This is a genomic window from Rothia nasimurium (assembly GCF_928392795.1).
In the GTDB taxonomy this organism is placed as follows: Bacteria; Actinomycetota; Actinomycetes; order Actinomycetales; family Micrococcaceae; genus Rothia; species Rothia nasimurium_F.
The window spans coordinates 1-23,608 of sequence record NZ_CAKMTJ010000006.1; the positions used below are offsets into that span (position 1 = coordinate 1).

Sequence of the window (23,608 nt, forward strand, 5' to 3'; positions counted from 1 at the left end):
TCCGTTGGTGTCGCCGGTGGGTGCTGGTTGGTCTGCGAATGTGTATGCGTTTGTGGGTTTTGCTCCGGTGGGTTTGGTGGATCCGTGGGGTTTGTCTCCGATGACGGCGGGGGAGTTTCGGGAGTATCGGCAGGATACTCGCGGTAGAGCCTGGACACGGGTAGGTGGACAACTAGGCAACTGGGCCAATAAAAACGCAGATGGCCTTGCACTCCTAGCCATAGGCGTTGGCGTTATCGTAGGCGGAATAGCTCTCGCTGCAACCGGCCCTGTAGGGCTCATCGTGGCAGGAGCAATTTCAGGAGCAGCGCTCTCTGGTGGTCTTTCTATCCTGACGAATAAGAATGAGGATGGAACTGTGGACTGGAAGAAGGTTGGCTTAGATACAGTCATCGGTGGTGTTGCCGGCGGTGTCGGTGGTGCTGCTGTGTCACTAGTTGGTAAAGCAAGCTCACTCATGAATGCTGGCAGAGCAACGCGCACTGCTTTAAAAGCTGAGCGTGTAGGGGCAAAGGCGGGTGCTTTGGCTCAGAAAGCTTCTGGGGCTTCGTGGTACAACCCTATGAAGTATATGAATTCTTGGCGTGCTCAGCAGTTTGGTCAAAGGGCTGCTTCTTTGAGTGCTCGTGCTGATGAGTTTTCGCAGTTTGCTGCGCATTATGGTGATGTTGGTGGGTTTGCTAGGTCTATGTCTGGGCAGACTGTACAAGGTGTTGCTACGAATGTGACGAGTAATAATTTGGCGTATGCGACGGGTGATTTTAAGGAGCATACTGCTGGTGGGTATGCTCGTGCTACGGTTTCTGGTGTGGGTGTTGGTGTTGTGTCGCCAAGGATTACGCCGCTACGACAGCAAGTGTTTTCCTCTGCTAACCCTGATGCAGGATTGGTGGAGAAAACATTGAGGCCGGTTACTGCCTTTGCTGCTGATCGATTTGCTGATTTTGGTGTGGGTGTGGGTAATTATGTGGTGACTCCTCAGGAAAAAGATTTGACCTGGGACGACGCCTTCAAAGAAGGTGTTAAATCTACTGTTGGTGGTGGTGCTGGTGAGTTTAGCACTCGGCGTGCTGATGGTGTTCGGCCGGCAACTCCTCGGATGAGTGGTGAATAGGTTTAACGTAAGAATAAGTTCTTTGGAGTTAGGAAAAATGTCTAAGCGTGAAATTGTTTTTTCAGTTGTTACTCTATTCTTGGGGGCAATCGTTTTTGGTGGCTACCCTCTTATGAACAAATACCGACAAACCCACCCCATAGACAAACAGTGCACCATCGAATCAGCTGAAGTTTTTAACAGCTCCAGCGGTACAGGCGGAATCTCAACATCAAGTACCGAACTCAAAATCGACACTCTTGAGTGCGGGACGGTCTACGTAGACTATTCCATCGAGCCCAAGAAATCTTATCAAGAGATGGCTGATGACCTGAATCAATATCAAGGGCAGCAAGTGACCCTGATATTTCCCCCGTTTCAGCTACCTGCGGGCGGAGACTACGCCCTGGGTTACGGGTATCGTCTATAAAGACCCATCCAAGGCCCTAGCAGAATAAGTACGCCACATAAGGCTCAGACGCTCTTGGGCGGAAGTATGGATTGGGGTGCTACTAGTAGCGTATGGTTGAGAAGTCGACTGGTGAGGCTATTGATGCTTTGATTCCTGAGCGTTTGGAGGGTGTGATGTTTTCTCGGCGTGATGTGTTGAGTGGGGATTTGTCGGGGGTTTCTTCTGTGGATGTTTCTGGTGTGTATGATCAGCGGCGTCAGTAGCTGGGGGTGTCTTTTATGAACAAAGAATTTGACCAGAAACGCAATACTCAACCTACCCCAACAAAAAATAGTGATTCTCCTCAAAAGACAACGCAACAGGAAGGTGCTCTAGGCCCTCGTGGGCAAAAAAATCGGTAAAGCTTTACTTGCCTCATTTATAGTGCTGGTAATCGGTTATTACATTTTTAACCTCAACTTTTACCGCACTATTGATTGCACGGTGGTAAGTGCTGAGGCTACCAGTGGTGGGGGTGGTCTTCGGTCTTCTTCTTCTCGGCAGGGTGTTAATACCCAGACTGAGGAGTGCGGGTTGATCATCTTTGTGAAGATGCAGAATGAGGGGTTTGATAGTGCTCAGGATCTGGCGGATGAGTTGAACCGGCATAAAGGCGAGACTTTGACTTTTCGGGTAAGTTTCTTAGATTTTGGCAACTACGAGGCTCGTGCTGTTGAGTTGGAGGGGTTCCCAATTCGCGATTAGCCCCGGAGCCGGTGGCGTGTGGGCTAGGTCTTGCTACCGTCTCGCGTCCTTGCCCCACGGCGTCCGCCCCAGGCCCTCGCAGGCAGTCACCCCAATATGAGAGCATAGAACTATGTTTGAACTCCACTCAGCCCCCACCGATTTTGCCCCCGCCTGCGCTGTCTTCGACTGCGACGGCGTCCTGCTCGACTCCGAAACCCTCTGGGGCGAAATCCAGGCCGAAATGTTCAAGCACTACCGGGTAGACCTCACCCCCGAACTCGAAGCCTCCCTCGTCGGCGTCTCCGCCGGTGACCTCGCCGACCGTCTCTCAGCCCTCACCCCGCTGGCGTCCGAATTCGACGGCTCCCCCGAAGCCTTCCGCGACAGCGTCTACACCACCATCACCACCACCGAATTCGACATCATCGACCGCGGCGTCACCGCCATCGACGGCGCTCTCAGAGCCATTCAGCTGCTCTCAGCCAAGATTCCCGTGGCGGTGGCGTCCAACTCCGGCGACAAGCTGCTGACCAAAAAACTCACCCACTTCGGCTACGCCCCCTACCTGGACACCTGGGTCTCCTTCCACGACGTCGAAGAAGGTAAGCCCGCCCCCGACATCTACCTCGAAGCAACCCGCCGTCTGGGCTTTGCCCCCGAGCAGGCCCTCACCGTGGAAGACTCCGTCACCGGTACGACCGCCGCAACCGCAGCTGGCACCAACTGCCTGATTTACCAGGTCGAGCCGGACGCGGCCACCCCCGCTCCCCTACTGACAGCAGGTATCGGGCGGTTTAGCTCCTTCACCGACCCAGCCTTCCTCGCCCAACTCGACGCCTGGGTAGGGCACCTGCCCGACCGCGACCGCTAACCCTCACCACCTTCTCAAGGATGAGCAGTGATAGACCCCGAGAAGAACCCGCGCCCCTCCCGCTACGGCCGCCGCCTCGAAGACCTCAGCGACGACGAACGCGCCTACTACCGCGACTTCCTCCCGCCCCAGGCCTTTACCGGGGAGCAGGTGGCGGGGCAGGCGTCCGCCCCGCTAGAGTCAGAGGACGCCGCCCGCCCGGCGCGGACGGGCCCCGACACCCAGCAGGGCAAACGGCCCCGCAGCCGCTGGTACTGGCTACCACACTCCCTCACTATCGTGGCAGTGATTCTGGCAGTGGCTTCTTTTCTGGTGGTGCCTGCCATCTACAGCGACGCAACCCCGGAGCTACGCCGTAACTACGTGATTATGTGGGCTGAGCTTGCCTTCTTCTTCCTGCTTTTTGCGGCCCTGCTGTACGGCATCTTTGCGCTCTCGCGGTTCACCGACCACGATGATGAGGATGACGAGCGGCTCATGCGCCCCACCGATTTTGCTGAGCGTCTCTACGAGCAGGAGCTTGAGCGCGGCTCTGGCCGAAACGGCGGGAACGGGCCGGGGGTGGGAGGGCTCTACGACTCGTCCTGGATTAGCGGCAAGAAAAACGACTAGAGAGCAAAAGGGCCGGCTCCCGAGGGGGAACCGGCCCTTAGCTAAATCTATTTCTTTCATGTATTCACTGTCATACAATGAATACATGACTGTTGCCGATAGCGTCCTCACCATCCGCATTCCCTCTTCCTTGAAGGAACGTCTCAGCAAACTTGCTACTGAGTCTGACCGTTCTGTGGCGTATTGTGCCCGGAGCATCATTGAAGAGCATATCGCTGAAGCTGAACATGCAGCGCAGCTGCACGCCAAGGTCCAGGCTATCCAGAAAGGGGAAAGAGCAACCTACAGCACCGCAGAAATCCGGGCTGAACTAGGTCTCTAAGATGGCCGCGGAACAGTGGAATCTTCGCTATGACCCAGACTTCCTCAAGGACCTCAAAAAGCTAGATAAGCCGGTAGCTCGACGAATACTGGCTACTTTAGAGAGACTTTCTGAGTCACCGGAGCCTGTTGCCCAGTGCAAGGCCCTTACCGGTAATTACTCGGGGCTTTGGCGCTATCGGATTGGGAATTACCGGGTCATCCTCCACTTCAATCAGGGCGAGTTCATCATCCTGGCTCTTGAAGTTGGCCATCGTTCTAAGATTTATTTATAAAGATTTAGGGCCGGCTCCCGACGGGGAACCGGCCCTTAGCTACCCCGGTTTTTGTGCGAGTACCCCCGTTTTTACCCGGGGTATCTGCACCAAAACTGGGGTACTTAGTAGAAGGGGCTGGCAGGCATGCGCGGCGTCTGCTGGCTCGGGGCTGGCGTGAATCATGACGAGCCCCCAGGCGAGGAATGAGAGGGTCGCAGACGCAAGCATGCCTGCCAGCCCACCCTGTACTGCCTTATCGGCGCATGACCTTGCGGGCCAGCATGTTGCCCACCAGCTGGATGAGCTGCACCAGAATAATAATGACGGCGACAACCGACCAGGTGATGACTTCGTTGAAGCGCTGGTAGCCGTCCACCAGGGCGACCTTACCCAGGCCGCCACCGCCGATGTAGCCGGCCATAGCTGACATATCGACCACGCCGATGACCAGGAAGGTGTAGCCCAGGATCAGGGGCCCGAGGGCTTCGGGGATCATGACGGTGAAGAGAATACGCATCTTGGAGGCACCCATGGCGCGGGCGGCCTCAATAACACCGGGGTCAATCGATACCATGTTCTGCTCGACGATGCGGGCGATAGCGAAGGTTGCGCCGAAGACCATGGCGAAGATTGCGGCGTTGACGCCCAGGCGGGTGCCGACCACCATCTGGGTTAGGGGGCCCAGGGCTGCGAGCAGGATGATGAAGGGGATAGGGCGTACCACGTTGACCACGACGTTCAGCAGGATGTTGACGAAGCGGTTAGCCAGGATGTTGCCCTGGCGGGTGGTGTAGAGCAGCAGGCCGAAGATCATGCCCAGGGCGCCGGCGACCAGCATGGTCAGTGAGACCATGTAGAGGGTGTCGCCAAGGGCGGGGATGAGTTTGTCGGTGACGAAGGTTGAGTCCACGGTTAGCGTACCTCCTGCACGCGGGTGACGGTCTTGAGTTCAGCGACCACAGCGTCGAGGCTGGTGACGTCGCCCAGCAGTTCGAGGGTGAGGTTGCCGTAGCTCTTACCTTGCAGGGTTTCGAGGCCGCCCTGCACGATGTTGAAGGAGACGTTGCGGGAGCCCAGGTAAGAGAGGACCTTGCCGATGCCGTTGTTGCCTTCGGTGATTTCGATGTTGATGAGGTAGCCCTTGTGGCGGGCTTTGAGGTCGGCAGCTTCGTCGCCTACGGGCAGGGACTTGACGGTGGTGCCGACGAAGCGGCGGGCGACTTCGGTTTGGGGGTTGGAGAATACGTCGTAGACGTTGCCTGATTCGACGACTCGGCCGTTTTCCATGACGGCTACGCGGTCGGCGATGGTTGAGACGACGTCCATTTCGTGGGTGATGACGATGACGGTGATACCCAGCTCGGCGTTGACCTTTTTGAGCAGGTCGAGCACTTCAGCGGTGGTTTCGGGGTCCAGGGCGCTGGTGGATTCGTCGGCGAGCAGCAGGGAGGGTGAGGTGGCGAGGGCGCGGGCGATACCGACGCGCTGCTTCTGGCCGCCTGAGAGCTGGTCGGGGTAGTTTTTGGCCTTGTCGGCGAGCCCTACGAAGTCGAGCAGTTCGGCGACGCGTTCGGCGCGCTTGGCTTTGTCCCAGCCTGCGATGATGAGGGGGAATTCGACGTTGCCGGCAACGGTGCGGGAGTTCATGAGGTTGAACTGCTGGAAGATCATGCCGATGTTGGTACGGACCTGGCGCAGCTGTGATTCGCGTTTGCCTGCGATTTCAAAGCCGTCGACGGTGAGTGAGCCTTGGGTGATGGCTTCTAGGCCGTTGATTAGGCGAACCAGAGTTGATTTACCGGCACCGGAGTAGCCGATGATGGCGAAGATTTCACCCTTGTTGATGGTGAGGTCTACGCCGTTGACGGCGGTGACGGTTTTTTTGCCGACCTTGAACTCTTTGGTCACGTTGTTCAGCACGACCATGGGCTGGGGCCCGGTTGGCTGTAGTCGCTGTTCGGTCATGTCTTCTTCTTCGGTTGGGGTCTTGCTGTGGCTGTGGGCGGACGCACCTGCTGGGGGTATGCGCACAGCGGCAGCCTTTGCGGGGCTAGAGCTGGCACCGGACGGGGCCGAAGTGTCTAGCCTACCGCAGTTGGCTGCCGCTGTTGGGGGTGCGTGAGCTAGCTCAAGGGTGAGCTTTCACCTAGTGTTTTAGCCGTTGCGCTTCTGCTCTTCGAGGGTTGCCAGGGTGGAGCGCAGTTCGGAGACCTCGGTGGTAACTTCTACTGCGGTGCCCTGGGTGTCTTCCTGTACCACTGCCTGTACTTCTTCGGTGTGGTAGAGCTCTACGATCTTCTTGTAGGTCTCGTTGTCGGCGTTATCGGCGGTGGAGACGAAGAGGTTGACGTAGGGGCGGGCTGACTCATTAGCGGGGTCGTCCTGGGCCAGGGCGTCCTTGGGGTTCAGGCCGGCGTCCTTGAGGAAGTCGTTGTTGATGACGGAGCCGTCAACGGATTCGAGGGCGAGCACGGTCTGGGCTGCGTCGACGGGGGTGACGGTGACCTTGGAAGCAGCGGTGTCGACGTCGTCAACGGTGGGGCTGGTGGTTTCTGAGGTGAAGGAGACCAGGCCGTTAGCTTCGAGCAGCAGCAGGGCGCGTGCTTCGTTGACGGTGTCGTTGGGGATTGCGATTTCAGCGCCCTGGGGCAGCGCTGAGATGGAGTCGTGCTTGTTGGAGAACAGCGCCATGGGGTAGATAACGGTGGGGCCTACGATCTGCAGGTCGTCGTTAGCTTCTACGTTGTAGTTGGAGAGGTAGGCGATGTGCTGGAACCAGTTGAGGTCGATTTCGCCGGAGCTCAGGGCGGGGTTGGGCTGGGTGTAGTCGGAGAATTCAACGATTTCGATGTTGATTCCCTCTGCCTTAGCGACCTCGACGAGCTTGTCGTTGGAGGGGTCGGTGCCTACTACGCCGATTTTGACGACGTCGTCGCTGGATGATGAGCCGCAGGCTGCAAGACCGAATGCGAGGGGTACGAGAGCCAAGGTGGCAACAAATTTCTTCACGGCTATGAATCTTTCTGTTGAGAAAAGTGGTGTATGCGGCCACGATTCAGCGGCACCGTCTCTAGCGCTGTGTGCTGATGTGGTTTCGGGCGTCCAGGCTAGACGCCTCTTCTATTAGAACACTGTGGCGCCACCGCTCCTCAATACGGCTTCTTTTTGGGTCATATGTCACGTGTGTGACCGCAACAAAAAGTTACGGCGTCATAAAACGTCATAAAAGGACGGCCGGGTTCAGCTTTCTTTTTCTGCAAGCCAATTGGCCTGCCAGGAGGTGAGGCGGGCGCGAATACCCACAAAATGTTCACTCATAAGCCGGGTGGCGGCGTCCGCGTCCTTATCTCGTATGGCCTCGTAGAGCTTGCGGTGGGCATCGAGCAGGGTGCAGGTTTGCCCCTCGTCGAGGGGGGCTACCGTATCGAGCACGCCAGAGATGTTGTTGTAGACCTGCCAGAAGACATCGAGCATGCGGGAGAGCAGCTCGTTGCCCAGAGGCTCGAAGATAGCGGCGTGGAAGCGCTGGTCGCATTCGGCCAGCCAGATGCCGTTGTGCACGCTGGCTTCCATATCGTCATAGGCGGCTTTGATTTTGGCCAGTTCGTCGGGGGTAATGACTGGGATGACCGCGCGTAACAAACCGACTTCGAGGGCTTCGCGCACTTCAACCAGCTCGAGGGCTTCTTGGCCGCCGTGGTAGAGGGCTAGTTGGCCCCGGAAACTCAGGGCTCGGGCCATGGATGTCAGGGCGTTGCCGCCCACGAAGGTGCCAAAGCCGTGGCGCACCTCGACAATACCAAGGGCCTCAAGCACCTTGAGGGCTTCTCGCACGGAATTTCGGCCCACCCCGAGCTCGTCAATGAGCTCTTGTTCGGTGGGCAAGGGGTCGCCCTGGCCCAGCTGGCGCCGGAAGATGAGGGCGATGATGTCGTTTTGCAGCTGCTGCTGGCGTTTTTGGGCCGCGCTCAGTGAGGACGCCGGGGGCGGGAAGGAGGGCAGGGCGGCTCCTGCCGGGGTGCTGGTGAATGAGTCGTGGTGGTTCATACTACTGATTCTTACATCTTCTGCTTGACCAAGTTAGACGTCCGTCACTACTATACAGGATATAGGTAGGACGTCCTACCTCCACTTTAGTTAGACAACCTCCCGCTCCTTCCCGGAGCGCAGCCCCTAAAGGAGTGAGACATCGATGTCACAGCTCACCCGAGTCAAGGAATTTGACACCTCACGTCGCGGCTTCTTCAAGATTGCCGGCGGTATCAGCGCAGCCACCGCCTTTGCCGCCTCCATCGCAGCCTGCGGTAACTCATCAACCACCACCGACTCGTCCGCTAGCGGCAACGCCGCAGGTGCCAACAACGACGGCACCATCACCGCCGCTATCGCCTACGACGTCTCCACCACCTTCGACCCCTCGCAGGCATCAGGCGCAGCCCCCTTCGCCGCCAACATGCACATCTTCGAGGGCCTCTACGGCCTCGACCCCGCTACCCGCGCGCGCTACAACGCCCTGGCAACCGGCGACCCCGAGGTCGTTGACGAGACCACCTACCGGGTCTCCCTGCGCGAGGGCGCTAAGTTCCACGACGGTGCAGCTGTCACCGCCACAGACGTTGTCTCCACCTTCGAGCTCTACACCTCAGAAGAATCCCTCTTCAGCCAGTTCCTCTACTTCATCGACACCGTCACCGCTGTAGATGACGCCACCGTAGAGTTCAAGCTCAATCAGCCCTTCCCCCTCTTTGCTGACCGCATCGCCCTGGTCAACATCATGCCCGCTTCGGCAACCGATGACATCGAGGCCTTCGGTGCCCACCCCATCGGCTCCGGCCCCTACAAGTTCGTCTCTGCCACCAAGGGCGACCACATCGCCTTCGAGCGTTTCGACGACTACAACGGCCCCCGCCCCGCTCTCGCTAAGAACATGAAGTGGCTGATCCTGGTAGAGTCCTCAGCCCGCGTTACCGCCATGAGCTCCCAGCGCGTCCAGGCCATCGAGTCCGTGCCCTACGACAGCATCCCCGTACTGGAGAACACCAACGGCGTCACCGTTGAATCGGTGCAGTCTTTCGGCCTGCTCTTCATGATGTTCAACTGCGCCAAGGCCCCCTTCGACAAGAAGGAAGTACGCCAGGCCCTCTTCTACGCCATCGACATCGAGAAGGTTATCTCCACCGGCCTGCTGGGCAACGCCACCGCAGCCACCTCCTTCCTGCATAAGGAGCACCCCGACTACACCGAGGCCTCCACCGTCTACAGCTACGACAAGGCCAAGGCCCAGCAGCTGCTTAAGGACGCCGGGGTCGAGAACCTCTCCATCACCCTGCGCACCACCGACCATGATTGGGTCAAGCAGTGCTCCCAGCTGGTTCAGGAATCCCTGAAGGACGCCGGTATCGAGGTCAATCTGCAGGACTCCCAGAGCTCATCCCTCTACTCCGACTACGTTGACACCGGCGACTTCGACGTCGTCCTAGCCCCCGGTGACCCCTCCGTCTTCGGCAACGACCCCGACCTGCTGCTCTCCTGGTGGTACCGCGGTGCCACCTGGCCCGAGAAGCGTTTCCGCTGGTCAACGACCGAAGAATACGCCCAGCTGCAGGACGCCATGGCCAAGGCCGTCGCATCAGACAGCCCCGACTGGAAGGGCATCTTCGACATCGTGGCAGAGAACGTCCCCCTCTACCCCCTCTTCCACCGCAAGCTGCCCACCGCTTGGTCGGCTGATACCCTCACCGACTTCGCCCCCATTCCCACCACCGGCCTGTCCTTCCAGAACGTAGGCACCACTCAGGCCTAGGTGGTTCCACCGGCCCAACCTCCCCCAGCTGGATCAGCCGGTAACCCGTGAAAAGGTAACCCCATTTCCACACATCACACCCCCTTTTCACACCCCGCCCGGCACCTGCCCGCCCTCTACTGGGCAGGTGCCGGGCCCCACACAAGACCTCTAACCCCACCGGGGCGCCCATCCACCCCCAAGCTGCCCCGTCCCCGTCCTAAAACTTCAGGGAGCCAGACCCGTGTCAAACTTTCTCAGACTGCTCGGCAGGCGCCTTATCGCCCTGCCCATCATGATTCTGGGCGTCACCATCTTGGTCTTCGTCATCCTGCAATTCACCCCCGGCGACCCCGCAACCATCGCCCTGGGTGAGGGAGCCTCAGAAGAAGCCAAAGAAGCCTACCGAGAATCACGGGGCCTCAACGACCCGCTCATCGTCCAGTACTTCGCCTTCCTCTCCCGGCTTATCCGATTCGACCTGGGCATGACCACTCCGCCGGCTCAGCCCGTCATCGACCAGATCAAGGTAGCCTTCCCCACCACCTTGCAGCTGACCTTCCTGGGCGTGCTCATTGCTGCGGTAGCCTCCCTGATTCTCGGCGTCATCGCCGCCCTCTACCGCGACCGCTGGCCTGACCAGATTATCCGTGTGCTCTCCATGGCCTCCATCGCTACCCCCTCCTTCTGGCTGGGTATTCTGATGATCCAGTACTTCGCCCTGGGCCTGGGCTGGTTCCCCACCGGCGGCTCCGCCCCTCCCGGAAGCGGCTTTGGCACCTGGCTCTCCCACATGTTCCTGCCCGCGGTGGCCCTCGCTATCCCGGTTAGCGCATCGCTGACCCGAACCGTCCGTACCTCCATGGTTGAAGAACTCGACAAGGACTACGTGCGCACCGCCATCGGCAACGGCGTTCCCCGCCGCGAGGTCATCACCAAGAACGTGCTGCGCAACGCCCTCATCACCCCGGTCACCGTGCTCGGTCTGCGCATCGGCTACCTGCTCGGCGGCGCCGTGGTCATCGAAATGATTTTCTCCCTCAACGGCATGGGCAACCTCATCTTCATCGGTATCACCGGCAACGACATCAACCTGGTTCAGGGCGTCGTGCTCACCATCGCCGTCACCTTCGTGCTCGTCAACATCATCGTTGACCTGCTCTACCTACTCATCAACCCCCGTATCAGGAGCGTCTAACCATGCGTAGCGGACTAGCAGAACGCCTCTCAGCGCCAGGCATCCGATTCAGGGCGCTCCCCACAGGCTCCAAAATCGCCCTCAGCTTCCTCGCCATCATCGCCCTGGTCGCGATTTTCGCCCCCTGGCTGGCTCCCCATGACCCGCTGGCCTCCACCGGTGCCCCCATCGGTGCACCCAACTCCGAGTACCTCTTCGGTACCGACCGGCAGGGCCGAGACATCCTCTCCCGCCTTATGTACGGTGCCCGCGCCTCCCTACAGGTCGGCCTGGGCGCCGTTGCCCTGGCCCTCATCATGGGCGGTATTCTCGGTGCTCTGGCAGCGACCAGCTCCAAGTTCGTCTCCGAGCTGATCATGCGCGTCATGGACGTGCTCATGGCCTTCCCCGGCATCGCCCTGGCAGCCGTCCTGCTGGCTTCCCTGGGTAACTCGGTAGGCACCATCATCTTCACCATCGCCGTGGTCTACACCCCGCAGCTGGCCCGTGTGGTCCGTGCCCAGGTGCTGGCCGCTTGGGACGAAGACTATGTGCGTGCCGAGCGTGTTATGGGAGCCCCCCGCTTCTACATCCTGCTCAAGCACGTTGTACGCAACACCATCGCCCCCGTGCTGGTCTTCGCCACCGTCATGGTCGCCGACGCCATTATCCTCGAAGCATCCCTAAGCTTCCTCTCAGCCGGTGTGCGCCCGCCTAACCCCTCCTGGGGTAACGTCATTGCCGACGGCCGTGCCCTGGTACTGGCAGGCGGCTGGTGGGCTACCACCTTCGCAGGTGCCGTCATTCTGCTGACCGTGCTGGCCCTCAACGTGCTCTCTGAGGGTATGACCGACGCCATGGTCAACCCCAAGCTGCGCCGCAAGGTCAAGATTGATGACTCCTCCGTTATCGCTGGCACCACCGCCGGTGCCCTGACCGCAGCGCCCTCCACCGCCGACGATAAGTCCATCGCGGCCACCTCCCCCGATGCACAGGGGCAGGACGCCACCCCCTGGGGCGGGCCCGTCAAGCACGCTGGCTCCCGCTCGGCAGCCGAAAGGGACGCCGTCGCCGCAGCTAACCTGGCAGGTGTGCTCGAAGAGCTCAAGGGGGCAGAAGCCCGCCGTACCGACCGGCTGCAGGCGGATGCGTCCGCCCGTGTCATCCTGGAAGTCAAGGACCTCTCCATCTACTTCCCCGAACGCTTCGGCGACACCCCGGTCGTCGATCGTGTCTCCTTCACCGTCACCGAGGGCCAGACCATGGGCCTGGTAGGTGAGTCAGGTTCGGGTAAGTCCATCACCTCCCTGGCGATTATCGGCCTGCTCGATAAGAAGGCTAAAATCACCGGTTCCGTGCTCTTTGAGGGCCAGGAACTGGTCGGAGCCTCAGAGGCAGACTTCCAGAAGCTGCGCGGCTCGGTGATTTCCATGGTTTACCAGGACGCCCTGAGCTCGCTGAACCCCTCCATGCTCATCAAGGACCAGATGAAGCAGCTCACCCGCCGCGGCGGCCGCAAGAGCCCCGAAGAGCTCCTGCGCCTGGTCAAGCTCGACCCCGAGCGCACCCTGGCCTCCTACCCCCACGAGCTCTCCGGCGGTCAGCGCCAGCGCGTCCTCATCGCTATGGCCCTCTCCCGCTCCCCCAAGCTGGTCATTGCCGACGAGCCCACCACGGCCCTCGACGTCACCGTCCAAGCCGAGGTCATTAAGCTCCTCAACGAGCTGCGGGAACAGCTGGGCTTCGCCATGATCTTCGTATCCCACGACCTAGCCCTGGTAGCCCAGGTCGCCCACCGCATCTCGGTCATGTACGCCGGCCAAATCGTAGAAGCAGGCGCCACCAGCCAGCTCCTGAGCAACCCCATGCACGAGTACACCCGGGGCCTGCTCGGCTCCGTGCTCTCCATCGAATCCGGCTCAGAGCGCCTCTACCAGATTCCCGGCACCGTGCCCTCCCCCTCCGACTTCGCCACCGGCGACCGCTTCGCCCCCCGCTCCCAGCGCCCCGATGCTGACCCCGAGCAGAAGCTGGTCTTCACCCCCGTCCCCGGCGATACCGACCACCACTGGGCCTCCCACCTGGCCCCCGCCACTACTTCACAGGAGACAGCATGAACACCCAGCCTGTGACCCCCACAGCAGAAAACCTGCTCAACACCACCGGCCGTGCCGCCGTCCGCCGCGTCAGCGAACCCATCATTGAGCTCAAAGACGTGCAGGTACACTACCGGGCCCGCACCGGCGGCATCTTCAAACCCAACATTGTCAAAGCTGTGGACGGGGTGAACCTGGCCGTCCGCCGCGGCGAAACCATCGGCCTGGTCGGCGAATCGGGCTGTGGCAAGTCCACCCTGGCCTCCATCATCGTGGGACTGCAAAAGCCCACCGGGGGCGACGTGCTCTTCAAGGGCAAGAGCGCTCTCAAGCGCAATGCGGCCCTGCGTAAGGAGTTCGGTTCGGACGTCTCCATCGTCTTCCAGGACCCCTCCACCGCCCTCAATCCCCGCATGACCGTGCAAGACATCCTCAAGGACCCCCTCGATGTGCACGGCATCGGTGATAAGGCCGGGCGCGACCGCCGCGTCCGTGAGCTCCTACACCTGGTGGGCCTGCCCGCCTCAGCAGCGGACGCCCTACCCTCCCAGATCTCTGGCGGCCAGCGCCAGCGCGTCGCCATCGCCCGCGCCCTGGCCCTGGAACCCAAGGTGATTGTGGCCGACGAACCCACCAGCGCCCTCGACGTCTCGGTGCGCGCCCAGGTGCTCAACCTGCTCTCAGACCTCAAGGAAGAGCTCTTCCTCGGCATGGTCTTCATTTCCCACGACATTCAGACCGTCCGCTACGTCTCTGACCGTATCTGCGTGATGAATAAGGGAAAGATCGTCGAAGAAGGCAGCGCCGAACAGGTCTTCGATACCCCCAGCCAGGATTACACCCGCACCCTGCTCGGGGCAGCTCCCACCCTGCTCCACGTCTAAACCACCCACCCGGGCGGCGCGGCCCCTCACAGTCGAGCCACCGCGCCGCCCCCACCCAACCAAGGAGAACACCCCATGACCGCACCCGCTTTCTCCGGCGTCATCCCGCCCCTGCTCACCCCCCGCACCGCTGACGGTGCCCTCGATATTCCCTCCCTGCGCCGCCTCATCGACCACCTCATCGACGGCGGAGTAGACGGCATCTTCGCCCTGGGCTCCTCATCCGAGGTCCTCTACCTGACCAACGAAGAACGCGAAACCGTGCTCACAACCTGCGTGGACGCCATCGCCGGCCGGGTCCCCCTCATCGTCGGTATCAACGACATGACCACCGCCCGCGTCATCGACGAAGCCCAGCGCCTGCTGGCTATCGGTGGTGACGCCATCGTGGTCACCAGCCAGTTCTACGCCATCGACAACGCCTTCGAAGAAGAACGCCACTTCCGCGCTATCGCCGACGCTGTCGACGTCCCCGTCTTCGCCTACGACGTACCCGTGCGCACCAAGCAGAAGCTCCCGCTGCCCCTGCTCACCAAGCTAGCCCGCGAAGGCGTCATCGCCGGTGTTAAAGACTCCTCAGGCGACGACGTTTCCTTCCGCCAGCTGGTCCTCGCCACCCGCGACATCGACGGTTTCGCAGCCTTCACCGGCCACGAAGTCGTCTGCGACGGGGCCATGCTCTCAGGCGCCGCAGGCCTCGTACCCGGCCTCGGCAACGTCGACCCCGCAGGCTACAAGCGTCTCTACGAAGCCGCCCGCGCAGGCGACTGGGAAACCGCCCGCACTGAACAGGACCGCCTGACTAAACTCTTCGACATCGTCTTTGTCGAAACCCCCAGCGTCTCCGGCGGTGCAGCAGGCCTTGGCGCCTTCAAAACCGCCCTGCAGGTCATGGGAGTTCTTGACTCCAACACCATGTCCCAGCCCATGGAAACCCTCTGCGACACCGAAACCCAGCGTATCCGCTCTATCGTCGAATCAGTCGGGCTCATCTAGCCCCTCCACCTGAGAAAGGGACGCTCTCATGACCCACCAGCCCGTAGCACTCACCGCAGATCTCGGCGGCACTAAAACCGCCCTCGGCATCATCTCCCCCACCGGCGACGTCCTGCACCGGGATAAAATCCCCACCCAGGCCCAGGCCGGAGGAACCAAACTCGCCGAGCACACCGCGTCCGCCCTCGCCGACCTCGCCGACCTGGCCCGCAGCCGCGGCTACCAGCCCGTCGGCATCGGTATCGGATCCGCAGGCGTCATCGGTGAAGAAGGGCAGGTCATTACCGCGGCCAACCTCATCCACGATTGGAGTGGCACCCCGCTGGCAGCCATCGTCACCGACCGCACCGGCCTGCCGGCCTACGCCGTCAATGACGTCCACGCCCACGCCCTGGGTGAAGCCTGGCAGGGTGCCACCTCCACCGCCGAAACCAGCCTCATGGTAGCCTTCGGTACCGGCGTTGGCGGCTCCTACATCAGCGGTGGTACCCAGATGAGAGGAGCCCATTCCCTAGCAGGGCACGTGGGCCACTTCTCCTCCCCCTGGGCAGTCGGCATCACCTGCACCTGCGGCGGAGTAGGTCACGTAGAAGCTGTCGCCTCAGGCACCGGCATCGTCTCCAGCTACCACCGCCTCGGCGGCGAAAGCCCCGCCGCCAACCTCTTCGACCTTGAAAACCTGGCCGATGCAGGTGACCCTATCGCCTGTGACGCCATCGCCCTTGGAGCCCGCACCGCCGGTATCGCCCTCGGGGACCTAGCCACCATCCTCGACCCCCACCTCATCGTCGTCTCCGGGGGTGTCGTTAACCTCGGCAAACGCTGGTGGAACGACATGGCTGCCGCCTACCTCGGCGCCGCCCTGGGGCAGGCTGCCGAAACCACCATCGTCCGCGCCACCCTCGGCTCCGACGCGCCCCTACTCGGGGCCGCCACCCTCATCCCCGACTTCGTCACCCGCTAGGAAAACACCGTGTTCACTCCCGACCAGCTCACCGACCTCCTCGCAGGCCAGCTCATCGTCTCTGCCCAGGCCTACCCCGGCGAACCCATGCGCGACCCACGAACTACTGGCCAGGTCGCCGCCTCCGCCGTCCTCGGTGGAGCCGCCGCCGTACGCGTGCAAGGCCTAGCAGATATCCAGTTCACCCGCACTGCCGTGGAGGTACCCGTCATCGGGCTCTGGAAGGACGGCCACGACGGCATCTTCATCACCCCCACCCTGCACCACGCCCTCGCCGTTGCCCAGGCAGGAGCCCACATCGTCGCCCTCGACGGTACCCTGCGCGACCGGCCTGACGGTCTGAGCCTGGCTGAGGTTGTGCGCGGGGTTCATGAGGGATCAAACGCCCTGGTCATGGCAGACTGCGACTCCCTCGATTCTGCTCTTGCCGCGGCAGAGGCCGGTGCCGACTTCATCGGAACCACCCTGGCTGGCTACACCGGTGCCCGCCCCAAAACTGACGGCCCTGACCTGGAACTCCTCGAAGCCATCGCCGCCCGTAACCTTGGTCGCCCCCTCATCGCAGAAGGACGCGTGCACACTCCCGCCCAGGCCCGAGCTGCTCTCGATGCTGGCGCCCACGCCGTCGTCGTCGGCACCGCCATCACCCACCCCATTTCTATTACGGGTTGGTTTAAAGAGGCAATGACTCAATAAATAAAAAGGCCGGGGCAATATTTACGCCCCGGCCCTTTTTATATATTTTTATGCCCCGATATTTTCTGGCTTTTGGAAAAAGGGAATATTGTTTTGGGCAAAACGGTAATATTCTGCATTTTTAAGCTGGGAGGCAGCTGCCTCGTCGATAACCACGGTGACGTCAGGGTGCAGCTGCAAAATTGACCCCGGACAGGAAGCCGTTACAGGCCCCTCAGCCATACCGGCGATAGCGGCCGCCTTGTTCTCACCGTCAGCAACCAGCACAATTTTGCGGGCCTCCATGATGGTACCGATGCCCTGAGTAAGGCAGTGAACCGGCACCTTTGAGGTATCACCGTTGAAGAAGCGGGCATTATCTGCCACGGTCTTGAGAGCCAGAGTCTTGATGCGGGTACGAGATGCTAGGGAGGAGCCAGGCTCATTAAAGCCTATATGCCCATTGGCACCTATACCAAGGATCTGCACGTCAACTCCGCCTTCGTCCTTTATGGCGGCCTCGTAGGCGGCGCACTCAGCCGGAATATCTTCGGCCATACCATTGAGCACATGCACGCGTTCGGAACTCAGACCTACCTTCTGCACCACCTGGTCATCAATGACACTGTGGTAGGACTCCGGGTGGGCAGGGTCAAGCCCCACATACTCATCGAGAGCAAAAGCGCTCACTGCGCTCACATCGAGACCAGCTTGAACCCGGGCAGCAAGATGCTCATAGGTGCTCTCGGGTGACGAACCGGTTGCCACCCCCCACACGGTTGAGGCCCCGCGCTGATTATTTCGCTCGGTCACCATAGCAATAAGGGAGGCAGCATAAGCTCCCGCTTGATCCTTTGAATCACATATAATTATTTCCATAAGAATATAGTACGAAAATATATGTATAAATACCCACCAGCACAAAAATATGACGCATTGATAAGGGGCCCCATGCCGCGCACTATTCTTTTTCATTCCCTGACTCGACTCACCTCACCGGCCAGCCCCACCGGCTGGGCCCTAGTAGAAGGTGAGCGCCTGCTGGCTGCCGGTGAGGGTGACACCTGGAAGCAGCAGCTAAGTGCTGCCCAGCTAGCCCAGGCTGAGGTGCGCGATGCGGGAGGCTGGCTCCTAGCCCCGGGGTTCACCGATATTCATTGCCATGGCGGGGGCGGCACAGCTTTTGAGGATGCCCCCGATGTAGCTGCCGCCTTGAGCGTGCACGGGCAGGCGGGTACGTCCGCCCTGGTAGCGTCCCTGGTCTCTAACCCCCTGGAGCAGATGCAGGCCACGATGAAGGCCCTGCTCCCCTTGATGGGTCAGCAGGTGCCGGGGCAGGCCACCCTGCACGGGTTTCACGCTGAGGGGCCCTTTATCTCCCCCGCCCACAAGGGGGCCCACGCCCCCGAGACTCTCCAGGTGCCCACGCCCGACGCCCTTGAACAGCTCTGGGAGGCCTCTGAAGGTAGGCTCCTACAGATCACCCTGGCCCCCGAAACCGACCCCGGCTTGGCCACTCTGCAGCGCTGTGTGGAGCTGGGTATCAAGGTAGCGGTCGGGCATACCGACGCCACCTATGACCAGGCTAAAGCTGCCTTCGACGAGGGCGCGTCGCTACTGACCCACACCTTTAACGCCATGCGCCCCCTCCACCACCGGCAGCCGGGCCCGGTGGCCGCTGCTGTAGATAGCCCCCACGTCACCCTGGAGGTTATTTGCGATGGGGTCCACGTGCACGGGCCCATGGTGCGGGCCGCCTTCGCTCTGGCGCCGGGTCGGGTAGCCCTGGTCACCGACGCTATGGCGGCTGCTGGTTGCGCGGACGGCCCCTACCGGCTGGGTTCTTTGGCGGTAGAGGTGCAGGATTCGATTGCCCGCATCAGGGGCACCGAAACGATTGCAGGGAGCACCCTCACCCTAGCGCGAGCGGTAGAGCAGGCTGTCGCCTTCGGCATTCCCCTCACCGAAGCAGCCAGGGCTGCCACCAGCGTCCCCACCGCGGCCCTCGGCCTAGCAGAGCCCACAGACAGCTACGCCCTGCTGGGCGCCGATGGCTCCCTGCAGGGCGTGTTGCGAGGTTAGCTCTTTTTATCAGGATAGGCGGAGCAGGCTCGCAGCGCAGCTGCTGGCTGGGATGAAGTGAGCGGGTGCGAGCGCGCGAGCACGCAAGAGCGAACGAAATCCGCCGTCAGGCGGGGCGTGAGGGTCAGGCTTGCGCCTATTCCGCCCGCAGATTTATTTCCTCGCGCGCTCGGAATCTGCTGGGCTCCATCCAGCGCGAGCCTGCATAGCCTAGCTGTATTTGGCTTCGAGGCTTTCGCGCACCTTGCGACGCAGGGTCTTGCCCAGCATGGAGCGGGGCAGCTCCTCGACCTCGTAGTAGTTCTTGGGCACCTTGTAGCGGGTCAGGCGCTCGTAGCAGTGCTGTTTGAGCTCTTCGGGGTCGATGGCGTGGCCCTCAGCAGGGATGATTGCTGCGGTAACCTTTTCACCGCCTGAGCCATCGGGCAGGCCGACAACGGCGCAGTCCGCTACCGAGTCGTGCTGTTTGAGTACGTTTTCAACCTCGGTGGGTGAGACGTTGAAGCCGCCGGTGATAATGACTTCCTTGATGCGGTCGACGATTTCGATGAAGTAGTCGTGGTCCAGGCGCACAATGTCGCCGGTGCGTAGCCAGCCTCCGGGCAGCAGGGTCTTGCTGGTGTCTTCGCCGCGCTTCCAGTAGCCGCGCATGACCTGGGGGCCGCGTACCAGCAGTTCACCTTCGGCGCCGTCGGGGACGTCCTGGAGGGTTTCGGGATCAACGACGCGGATATCGGTTGAGGGGAAGGGCACACCAATAGAACCGGCTCGGCGGGTGGAGTTGAGGGGGTTGCAGGAGACCAGGGGTGAGCATTCGGAGAGGCCGTAGCCCTCTACGAGCAGGCCCCCGGTGGCTTCTTCCCATTCGGCGACGAGTTCGGTGGGCAGGTGCATAGCACCAGAGACCGCATAACGGATACCCTGCAAAGAGACGTTGCGTTTCTTGGCTTCTTCGAGCATGCGGCGGTAGACCGGGGGAACTGCGGGCAAAATGGTGGGGGTGGTGCGCTTCATGGCCCGGAAGATCAGGTCCATGTCTACGGTGGGGAAGAGCACCAGGCGTGCCTTACACACTGCCGCGATGGTCTGCCCCAGGGTCATGCCATAGGCGTGGAAGAGGGGCAGGACGGCGTAGATGACCTCGTCGTTGCCGGGCTGGATCCACTCTTCACCCATGCGGCCGTTTGATTCGAGGTTGCGGTGGGTGAGCATGACGCCCTTGGGTAGGCCGGTGGTACCCGAGGTGTATTGCAGTAGCGCCAGGTCGTGGGCGGTAGGACGGTGGTGGTCGGCGGCCAGGGGCTGGTTCTTCATGAACTGGCGCCAGGGGGTGGTGCCGCGAGCAGTACCTTCGAGCTTTTCACGGGATTCCTTGAGCTTGCCGATGGGCAGCTTGAGGGCGGTGCGCATGGTGAAGGGCATTTCTTCAATCATGTTGACCGCGTAGATGTTCTTGGGGCGAATATCGGTGGGCAGAGAGGTGATGTTGTCTGCAATCTTGTCCCAGACGATGGCGGCCTTCGCGCCGTGGTCTTCGAACATGTGGCGTAGTTCGGAGGAGGTGTAGAGGGGGTTGTGTTCAACCACCACAGCGCCCAGGCGCAGAATCGCGTAGAAGGCCACGATGTGCTGGGGGCAGTTGGGAAGGACGAGGGCCACGCGGTCACCGTGCTGGATACCGGCTTTGCGCAGGCCTTCGGCCACGCGCAGAATCTGGTCGCCCAGTTCACCGTAGGTGGTGGTGGCGCCGAAGAATTCAAGGGCGATTTTCTGCGGTACGGTACGCACTGCTTCTGCCATGAGATGGCTCAGTGAGGTTTCAGGTAGGGCAACGTCTCTGTTGCTTTCTGCCCTGTAGTTCTTGACCCAGGGGCGGTGGGCCAAGGGGAAGTCGGTGTGGGTCTGGGGTGAATTTTCGGCTGACTGCATACACACGATTGTGCCACAGGGGCGGTGGAGCTGACATACTTAGGGGTATGGCTCGACGTAGAAATGACGATATTAGCCCCGAGGAATTCCGGGAGCTCATGCGAGAGATTAACAAGCGCATGATTATTGCCGGTCTCATTGTGATCGGGGTTGGTCTGGCGATTATTGCTCTAATGACCCTGATGTATGGGAGCTAGCATGACGAACTGGGATGAACTGCGCGCCGGTAAGAGCGTCTTTGAACAGATGACGGCGGGCTTTGCCTACCGCCCCGACCAGGAGTGCGCCGATACCCATTACCGGGTGGTGGAGCTGGTTGAGGAGTACACCCGACTGTACCGGGCCCGCGATAGTCGCAAGCAGGAGGTGTTGGCCCAGATTGTGGGGTCGCTTGGCGAGGGGTCGATGATTCGTCCTTCGGTGGCCTTCGATTACGGGGTCAACACCCATATCGGGGCGGGCTGTTTCTTTAACTTTGGTTGCGTTTTTCTGGACGTTGCCCCCATTACCTTTGGCGATGCCGTCCTGGTGGGCCCCAACGTGCAGTTTTTGACCCCCACCCACCCCCTTAACCCGGTAGACCGCGAGGCCCTGTGGGAAGGTGGCCTGCCGATTACGGTGGGCCGCAACGTCTGGATTGGCGGCGGGGCTATCCTCTGCCCCGGCGTCACGGTGGGCGAGAATACCGTGATTGGGGCCGGGGCCGTGGTGACCAAGGATGTTCCGGCCAACGCTGTGGCTGTCGGCAACCCCGCACGGGTCATTAAGTATGTGAATGCCGATGAGCGCCCCGCCGACCCGGCCCACCAGTACAGCCCCCAGGCTCTGGGGCTAGCCTAAGTATTTCCACTACAGAAAGGGGTACCGGTGACCGAGCCGTCCCAGAACCGCCGCGACTTTGATGAGTGGGATGCCGTCTTTGAAGACTCCGACCCCACCCGGATTCTCGATCCGCGTACCTTTGGGCAGGACGCCCGCGGCAGCCAGGGTTCTACACCAGCGGACGCCGGGGTTTCGGCTACCCGCTACCAGCGCGTCCCGCCCGCAGAGCAGAACCACCAGCAGACCGCACCGCCCCAGGCGCAGCCCCAGCCCACGCAGCAGGTTTATTCTGCTGAACCGGCAACTCCTGCCCAGCCCCTGCAGGCGGTACCGGCGTCCGCCCGCCCGGCAGCGAATCTGGGTGCGACGGCGCCCGCTGCTGCCCTCAAACGGGTGCAGTTCATTCCGGCTTTCTGCGGTGCCCTGGTTGCCTACGGTTTGACCACCGGGGGCCTGGCCCTAGCTCGAACTCTCATGGGGCTGCTGGGAGTGTCCACCTACAGCGGCCTGACCGAAACGGTTCTGGCGGTCACCGCACCCGCTAGCCGCGCCCAGGCCCTGCCCTGGCTCATCACGGTCGCGATTCTTCTCTCCCTTGCCTTCGGTCTTGGCGGCTACGCTGCTACGCGCATGACGGCCTTTGCCCCCGGTAAGCAGGCTGTGGGCGTCCTGGCGGTCAGCGCCCTCGGCAGCCTGCTTGCCACGCTTCTCACCTGGGCCACAGCCCAGCTAGCCCACCCGCTGGCCCCCAGCTACGCTCTGCAACCGCTCCTATCCCCAGATGTGGCAATCGGCGCCCTCACGGTCCTGGCGGCCGGCGTCCTGGCTCTTCTTGCGGCCCTCGCCGGGGCCGGGCTTGGCTTGCGCTACCACCGTGCTCTGACCGGTGCGGACGCCCGCGCCAGCTAGCAGACGTGAAGGCGCGTCACAGCGCCCACAGTTCAGCCCACGAAGCACACTTTGCCTGTAAAATATTTTCGTAAGAAAAATACCCCAGTCTGCTCACCGCACTCCAGTTACAGGGCAACCGACGAGCAGCCACCACCCACAGGTGAAGGTTGCACCAGCACACGAGGTAAGTAGGGAACATGAGCGTAGTACGCGTAGGCATTGTCGATGACCACGAAGTTGTCCGTGAGGGCATGCGAGCCGTCGCAGCAGGCGCCAGCGAGATCGAACTGGTCGCCGCAGCCCCCACCGCAGCCGACCTGCTTGTTGCTCTGGGCCGCAGTCTCTCCGACCCCTCGTCCGCTGACCTGGGCAAGCTCAAGCGCGACTGCGACGTCGTACTACTCGACCTCTCCCTGCAAGATAAGTCCCGCCCCTCAGAAAACGTCGATATTCTGCAGCGCGCTGGCATTAAGGTGCTCATCTTCAGCATCGGCGAGAACCCCGGCCTGATTCGTGAAGCCCTCAAGGCAGGTGCCCTTGGTCTGGTTCGCAAGTCAGAGCCCCTGGAACACGCACTGGCAGAAGCCAAGAACATCGCCGAAGGCAAGGCCGTTGTCACCAAGGAACTGGCAGCAGCAATCGACGGTGACCACGAGTTCTCCCGCGCCAACCTCTCCCCTCGCGAGCAGGAAACCCTGCGCCTCTACGCCTCAGGTTTCGCACAGGTACAGGTAGCCCGCCGCATGGGCATCAAGCAGTCCGCTGTTAAGACCAATATCGACCGCATCCGCGAAAAGTACGCCCGCGTCGGCCGCCCCGCCCCCACCAAGATCGACCTGCGTATTCGCGCCATCGAAGACGGCCTGGTTGATTCCATGGAAGACACCTCCACCGCAGACCGCAACCTCTAAGAAGCGAAGACCTAAGGACGCACCCTGTCTACCACCACCGGCGGCGCCTCCCGGGACCTAGCCCACGCGCTACAACCGTCGCGGGCAGACCGCATCCGTTCCTTCTC

At 61.3% G+C, this 23,608-nt stretch carries 25 protein-coding genes; 19 read left to right on the forward strand and 6 right to left on the reverse strand.

From position 1 onward, the window contains the following. Positions 1-283 precede the first annotated feature (283 nt). The 7 genes from L6963_RS07265 to L6963_RS07295 all read left to right on the forward strand — a co-directional run bounded on the left by L6963_RS07265 (position 284) and on the right by L6963_RS07295 (position 4,310). Positions 284-1,114: a hypothetical protein gene (locus L6963_RS07265; protein ID WP_237222434.1), complete on the forward strand. Its 831-nt coding sequence runs from the start codon at positions 284-286 to the stop codon at positions 1,112-1,114. 37 nt (positions 1,115-1,151) lie between these two features. Beyond that, positions 1,152-1,523: a hypothetical protein gene (locus L6963_RS07270; protein ID WP_237197527.1), complete on the forward strand. Its 372-nt coding sequence runs from the start codon at positions 1,152-1,154 to the stop codon at positions 1,521-1,523. A 363-nt stretch (positions 1,524-1,886) separates the two neighbouring features. Continuing rightward, positions 1,887-2,249, forward strand: coding sequence for a hypothetical protein (locus tag L6963_RS07275; RefSeq protein ID WP_237207254.1), 363 nt, complete (start codon positions 1,887-1,889; stop codon positions 2,247-2,249). A 112-nt stretch (positions 2,250-2,361) separates the two neighbouring features. Next, a complete protein-coding gene (locus L6963_RS07280; RefSeq protein ID WP_237207255.1) occupies positions 2,362-3,102 on the forward strand; it encodes an HAD family hydrolase in 741 nt (246 codons plus the stop codon). A 27-nt stretch (positions 3,103-3,129) separates the two neighbouring features. Next, positions 3,130-3,714, forward strand: coding sequence for a hypothetical protein (locus L6963_RS07285; RefSeq protein ID WP_237207256.1), 585 nt, complete (start codon positions 3,130-3,132; stop codon positions 3,712-3,714). 85 nt (positions 3,715-3,799) lie between these two features. Continuing rightward, positions 3,800-4,036: a type II toxin-antitoxin system RelB family antitoxin gene (gene relB, locus L6963_RS07290; RefSeq protein ID WP_237188943.1), complete on the forward strand. Its 237-nt coding sequence runs from the start codon at positions 3,800-3,802 to the stop codon at positions 4,034-4,036. 1 nt (position 4,037) lies between these two features. Beyond that, positions 4,038-4,310 (forward strand): type II toxin-antitoxin system RelE family toxin, encoded by a 273-nt coding sequence (locus L6963_RS07295; protein WP_237196470.1) that lies wholly within the window; start codon positions 4,038-4,040, stop codon positions 4,308-4,310. 235 nt (positions 4,311-4,545) lie between these two features. Here the strand turns inward: L6963_RS07295 and L6963_RS07300 are convergent, their stop codons facing one another. The 4 genes from L6963_RS07300 to L6963_RS07315 all read right to left on the reverse strand — a co-directional run bounded on the left by L6963_RS07300 (position 4,546) and on the right by L6963_RS07315 (position 8,339). Next, positions 4,546-5,145 (reverse strand): methionine ABC transporter permease, encoded by a 600-nt coding sequence (locus tag L6963_RS07300; protein ID WP_185174719.1) that lies wholly within the window; start codon positions 5,143-5,145, stop codon positions 4,546-4,548. A gap of 59 nt (positions 5,146-5,204) precedes the next feature. Continuing rightward, positions 5,205-6,257 carry a methionine ABC transporter ATP-binding protein gene (locus tag L6963_RS07305; RefSeq protein WP_237207374.1) on the reverse strand — a complete coding sequence of 351 codons (1,053 nt, stop codon included), beginning with the start codon at positions 6,255-6,257 and terminating at the stop codon, positions 5,205-5,207. Between the two features lie 189 nt (positions 6,258-6,446). After that, positions 6,447-7,301, reverse strand: a complete 855-nt coding sequence (locus L6963_RS07310) for a MetQ/NlpA family ABC transporter substrate-binding protein (protein ID WP_237199575.1) — start codon at positions 7,299-7,301, stop codon at positions 6,447-6,449. 231 nt (positions 7,302-7,532) lie between these two features. Further along, positions 7,533-8,339 carry a FadR/GntR family transcriptional regulator gene (locus L6963_RS07315; RefSeq protein WP_237185149.1) on the reverse strand — a complete coding sequence of 269 codons (807 nt, stop codon included), beginning with the start codon at positions 8,337-8,339 and terminating at the stop codon, positions 7,533-7,535. A 145-nt stretch (positions 8,340-8,484) separates the two neighbouring features. On the opposite strand from L6963_RS07315, the gene L6963_RS07320 reads away from it, so the two are divergent. From L6963_RS07320 to L6963_RS07350, 7 genes are all read left to right on the forward strand, one after another. Continuing rightward, positions 8,485-10,095, forward strand: coding sequence for an ABC transporter substrate-binding protein (locus tag L6963_RS07320; protein WP_237207257.1), 1,611 nt, complete (start codon positions 8,485-8,487; stop codon positions 10,093-10,095). Between the two features lie 223 nt (positions 10,096-10,318). Further along, entirely contained in the window at positions 10,319-11,272 is a 954-nt protein-coding gene (locus L6963_RS07325) for an ABC transporter permease (protein ID WP_237207258.1), read from the forward strand. A 2-nt stretch (positions 11,273-11,274) separates the two neighbouring features. After that, positions 11,275-13,368, forward strand: a complete 2,094-nt coding sequence (locus L6963_RS07330; protein ID WP_237207259.1) for a dipeptide/oligopeptide/nickel ABC transporter permease/ATP-binding protein — start codon at positions 11,275-11,277, stop codon at positions 13,366-13,368. Then, complete coding sequence (locus L6963_RS07335) at positions 13,365-14,231, forward strand: ATP-binding cassette domain-containing protein (RefSeq protein ID WP_237207260.1); 867 nt, start codon at positions 13,365-13,367, stop codon at positions 14,229-14,231. The genes L6963_RS07330 and L6963_RS07335 overlap by 4 nt, the downstream gene beginning before the upstream one ends. Before the next feature lie 75 nt (positions 14,232-14,306). Next, positions 14,307-15,227: a dihydrodipicolinate synthase family protein gene (locus L6963_RS07340; RefSeq protein ID WP_237207261.1), complete on the forward strand. Its 921-nt coding sequence runs from the start codon at positions 14,307-14,309 to the stop codon at positions 15,225-15,227. A 28-nt stretch (positions 15,228-15,255) separates the two neighbouring features. Then, entirely contained in the window at positions 15,256-16,191 is a 936-nt protein-coding gene (locus tag L6963_RS07345; RefSeq protein WP_237207262.1) for an ROK family protein, read from the forward strand. Positions 16,192-16,200: 9 nt separating this feature from the next. Beyond that, the gene (locus L6963_RS07350; protein WP_237207263.1) at positions 16,201-16,887 is read left to right on the forward strand and encodes an N-acetylmannosamine-6-phosphate 2-epimerase; all 687 of its coding nucleotides are present in this window, start codon (positions 16,201-16,203) and stop codon (positions 16,885-16,887) included. 48 nt (positions 16,888-16,935) lie between these two features. Here L6963_RS07350 and nagB read toward each other — a convergent pair whose 3' ends face one another. Then, positions 16,936-17,745, reverse strand: a complete 810-nt coding sequence (gene nagB / locus L6963_RS07355) for a glucosamine-6-phosphate deaminase (RefSeq protein ID WP_237207264.1) — start codon at positions 17,743-17,745, stop codon at positions 16,936-16,938. A gap of 72 nt (positions 17,746-17,817) precedes the next feature. Between nagB and L6963_RS07360 the strand changes: the two genes are divergently transcribed. Next, positions 17,818-18,948, forward strand: coding sequence for an N-acetylglucosamine-6-phosphate deacetylase (locus L6963_RS07360; RefSeq protein WP_237207265.1), 1,131 nt, complete (start codon positions 17,818-17,820; stop codon positions 18,946-18,948). Positions 18,949-19,158: 210 nt separating this feature from the next. Here L6963_RS07360 and L6963_RS07365 read toward each other — a convergent pair whose 3' ends face one another. After that, positions 19,159-20,877 (reverse strand): long-chain-fatty-acid--CoA ligase, encoded by a 1,719-nt coding sequence (locus tag L6963_RS07365; RefSeq protein WP_237207266.1) that lies wholly within the window; start codon positions 20,875-20,877, stop codon positions 19,159-19,161. A gap of 47 nt (positions 20,878-20,924) precedes the next feature. On the opposite strand from L6963_RS07365, the gene L6963_RS07370 reads away from it, so the two are divergent. The 4 genes from L6963_RS07370 (at position 20,925) to L6963_RS07385 (ending at position 23,501) form a co-directional block, all read left to right on the forward strand. Beyond that, positions 20,925-21,074 (forward strand): hypothetical protein, encoded by a 150-nt coding sequence (locus tag L6963_RS07370; protein WP_237207267.1) that lies wholly within the window; start codon positions 20,925-20,927, stop codon positions 21,072-21,074. A 1-nt stretch (position 21,075) separates the two neighbouring features. Continuing rightward, entirely contained in the window at positions 21,076-21,717 is a 642-nt protein-coding gene (locus L6963_RS07375; protein ID WP_237207268.1) for a sugar O-acetyltransferase, read from the forward strand. Between the two features lie 27 nt (positions 21,718-21,744). After that, a complete protein-coding gene (locus L6963_RS07380) occupies positions 21,745-22,608 on the forward strand; it encodes a hypothetical protein (RefSeq protein ID WP_237207269.1) in 864 nt (287 codons plus the stop codon). 179 nt (positions 22,609-22,787) lie between these two features. Then, entirely contained in the window at positions 22,788-23,501 is a 714-nt protein-coding gene (locus tag L6963_RS07385; RefSeq protein WP_237185161.1) for a response regulator transcription factor, read from the forward strand. Positions 23,502-23,608 lie beyond the last annotated feature (107 nt).

Excerpts from the sequence above, each read along its gene's own strand:
- nagB (WP_237207264.1), bottom strand. The coding sequence starts at position 17,745 with ATGGAAATAATTATATGTGATTCAAAGGATCAAGCGGGAGCTTATGCT.
- L6963_RS07385 (WP_237185161.1), top strand. The coding sequence starts at position 22,788 with ATGAGCGTAGTACGCGTAGGCATTGTCGATGACCACGAAGTTGTCCGT.
- L6963_RS07335 (WP_237207260.1), top strand. The coding sequence starts at position 13,365 with ATGAACACCCAGCCTGTGACCCCCACAGCAGAAAACCTGCTCAACACC.
- L6963_RS07375 (WP_237207268.1), top strand. The coding sequence starts at position 21,076 with ATGACGAACTGGGATGAACTGCGCGCCGGTAAGAGCGTCTTTGAACAG.
- L6963_RS07370 (WP_237207267.1), top strand. The coding sequence starts at position 20,925 with ATGGCTCGACGTAGAAATGACGATATTAGCCCCGAGGAATTCCGGGAG.
- L6963_RS07320 (WP_237207257.1), top strand. The coding sequence starts at position 8,485 with ATGTCACAGCTCACCCGAGTCAAGGAATTTGACACCTCACGTCGCGGC.
- L6963_RS07295 (WP_237196470.1), top strand. The coding sequence starts at position 4,038 with ATGGCCGCGGAACAGTGGAATCTTCGCTATGACCCAGACTTCCTCAAG.
- L6963_RS07300 (WP_185174719.1), bottom strand. The coding sequence starts at position 5,145 with ATGGTCTCACTGACCATGCTGGTCGCCGGCGCCCTGGGCATGATCTTC.
- L6963_RS07280 (WP_237207255.1), top strand. The coding sequence starts at position 2,362 with ATGTTTGAACTCCACTCAGCCCCCACCGATTTTGCCCCCGCCTGCGCT.
- L6963_RS07270 (WP_237197527.1), top strand. The coding sequence starts at position 1,152 with ATGTCTAAGCGTGAAATTGTTTTTTCAGTTGTTACTCTATTCTTGGGG.
- L6963_RS07330 (WP_237207259.1), top strand. The coding sequence starts at position 11,275 with ATGCGTAGCGGACTAGCAGAACGCCTCTCAGCGCCAGGCATCCGATTC.
- L6963_RS07305 (WP_237207374.1), bottom strand. The coding sequence starts at position 6,257 with ATGACCGAACAGCGACTACAGCCAACCGGGCCCCAGCCCATGGTCGTG.
- relB (WP_237188943.1), top strand. The coding sequence starts at position 3,800 with ATGACTGTTGCCGATAGCGTCCTCACCATCCGCATTCCCTCTTCCTTG.
- L6963_RS07340 (WP_237207261.1), top strand. The coding sequence starts at position 14,307 with ATGACCGCACCCGCTTTCTCCGGCGTCATCCCGCCCCTGCTCACCCCC.
- L6963_RS07360 (WP_237207265.1), top strand. The coding sequence starts at position 17,818 with ATGCCGCGCACTATTCTTTTTCATTCCCTGACTCGACTCACCTCACCG.
- L6963_RS07315 (WP_237185149.1), bottom strand. The coding sequence starts at position 8,339 with ATGAACCACCACGACTCATTCACCAGCACCCCGGCAGGAGCCGCCCTG.
- L6963_RS07345 (WP_237207262.1), top strand. The coding sequence starts at position 15,256 with ATGACCCACCAGCCCGTAGCACTCACCGCAGATCTCGGCGGCACTAAA.
- L6963_RS07365 (WP_237207266.1), bottom strand. The coding sequence starts at position 20,877 with ATGCAGTCAGCCGAAAATTCACCCCAGACCCACACCGACTTCCCCTTG.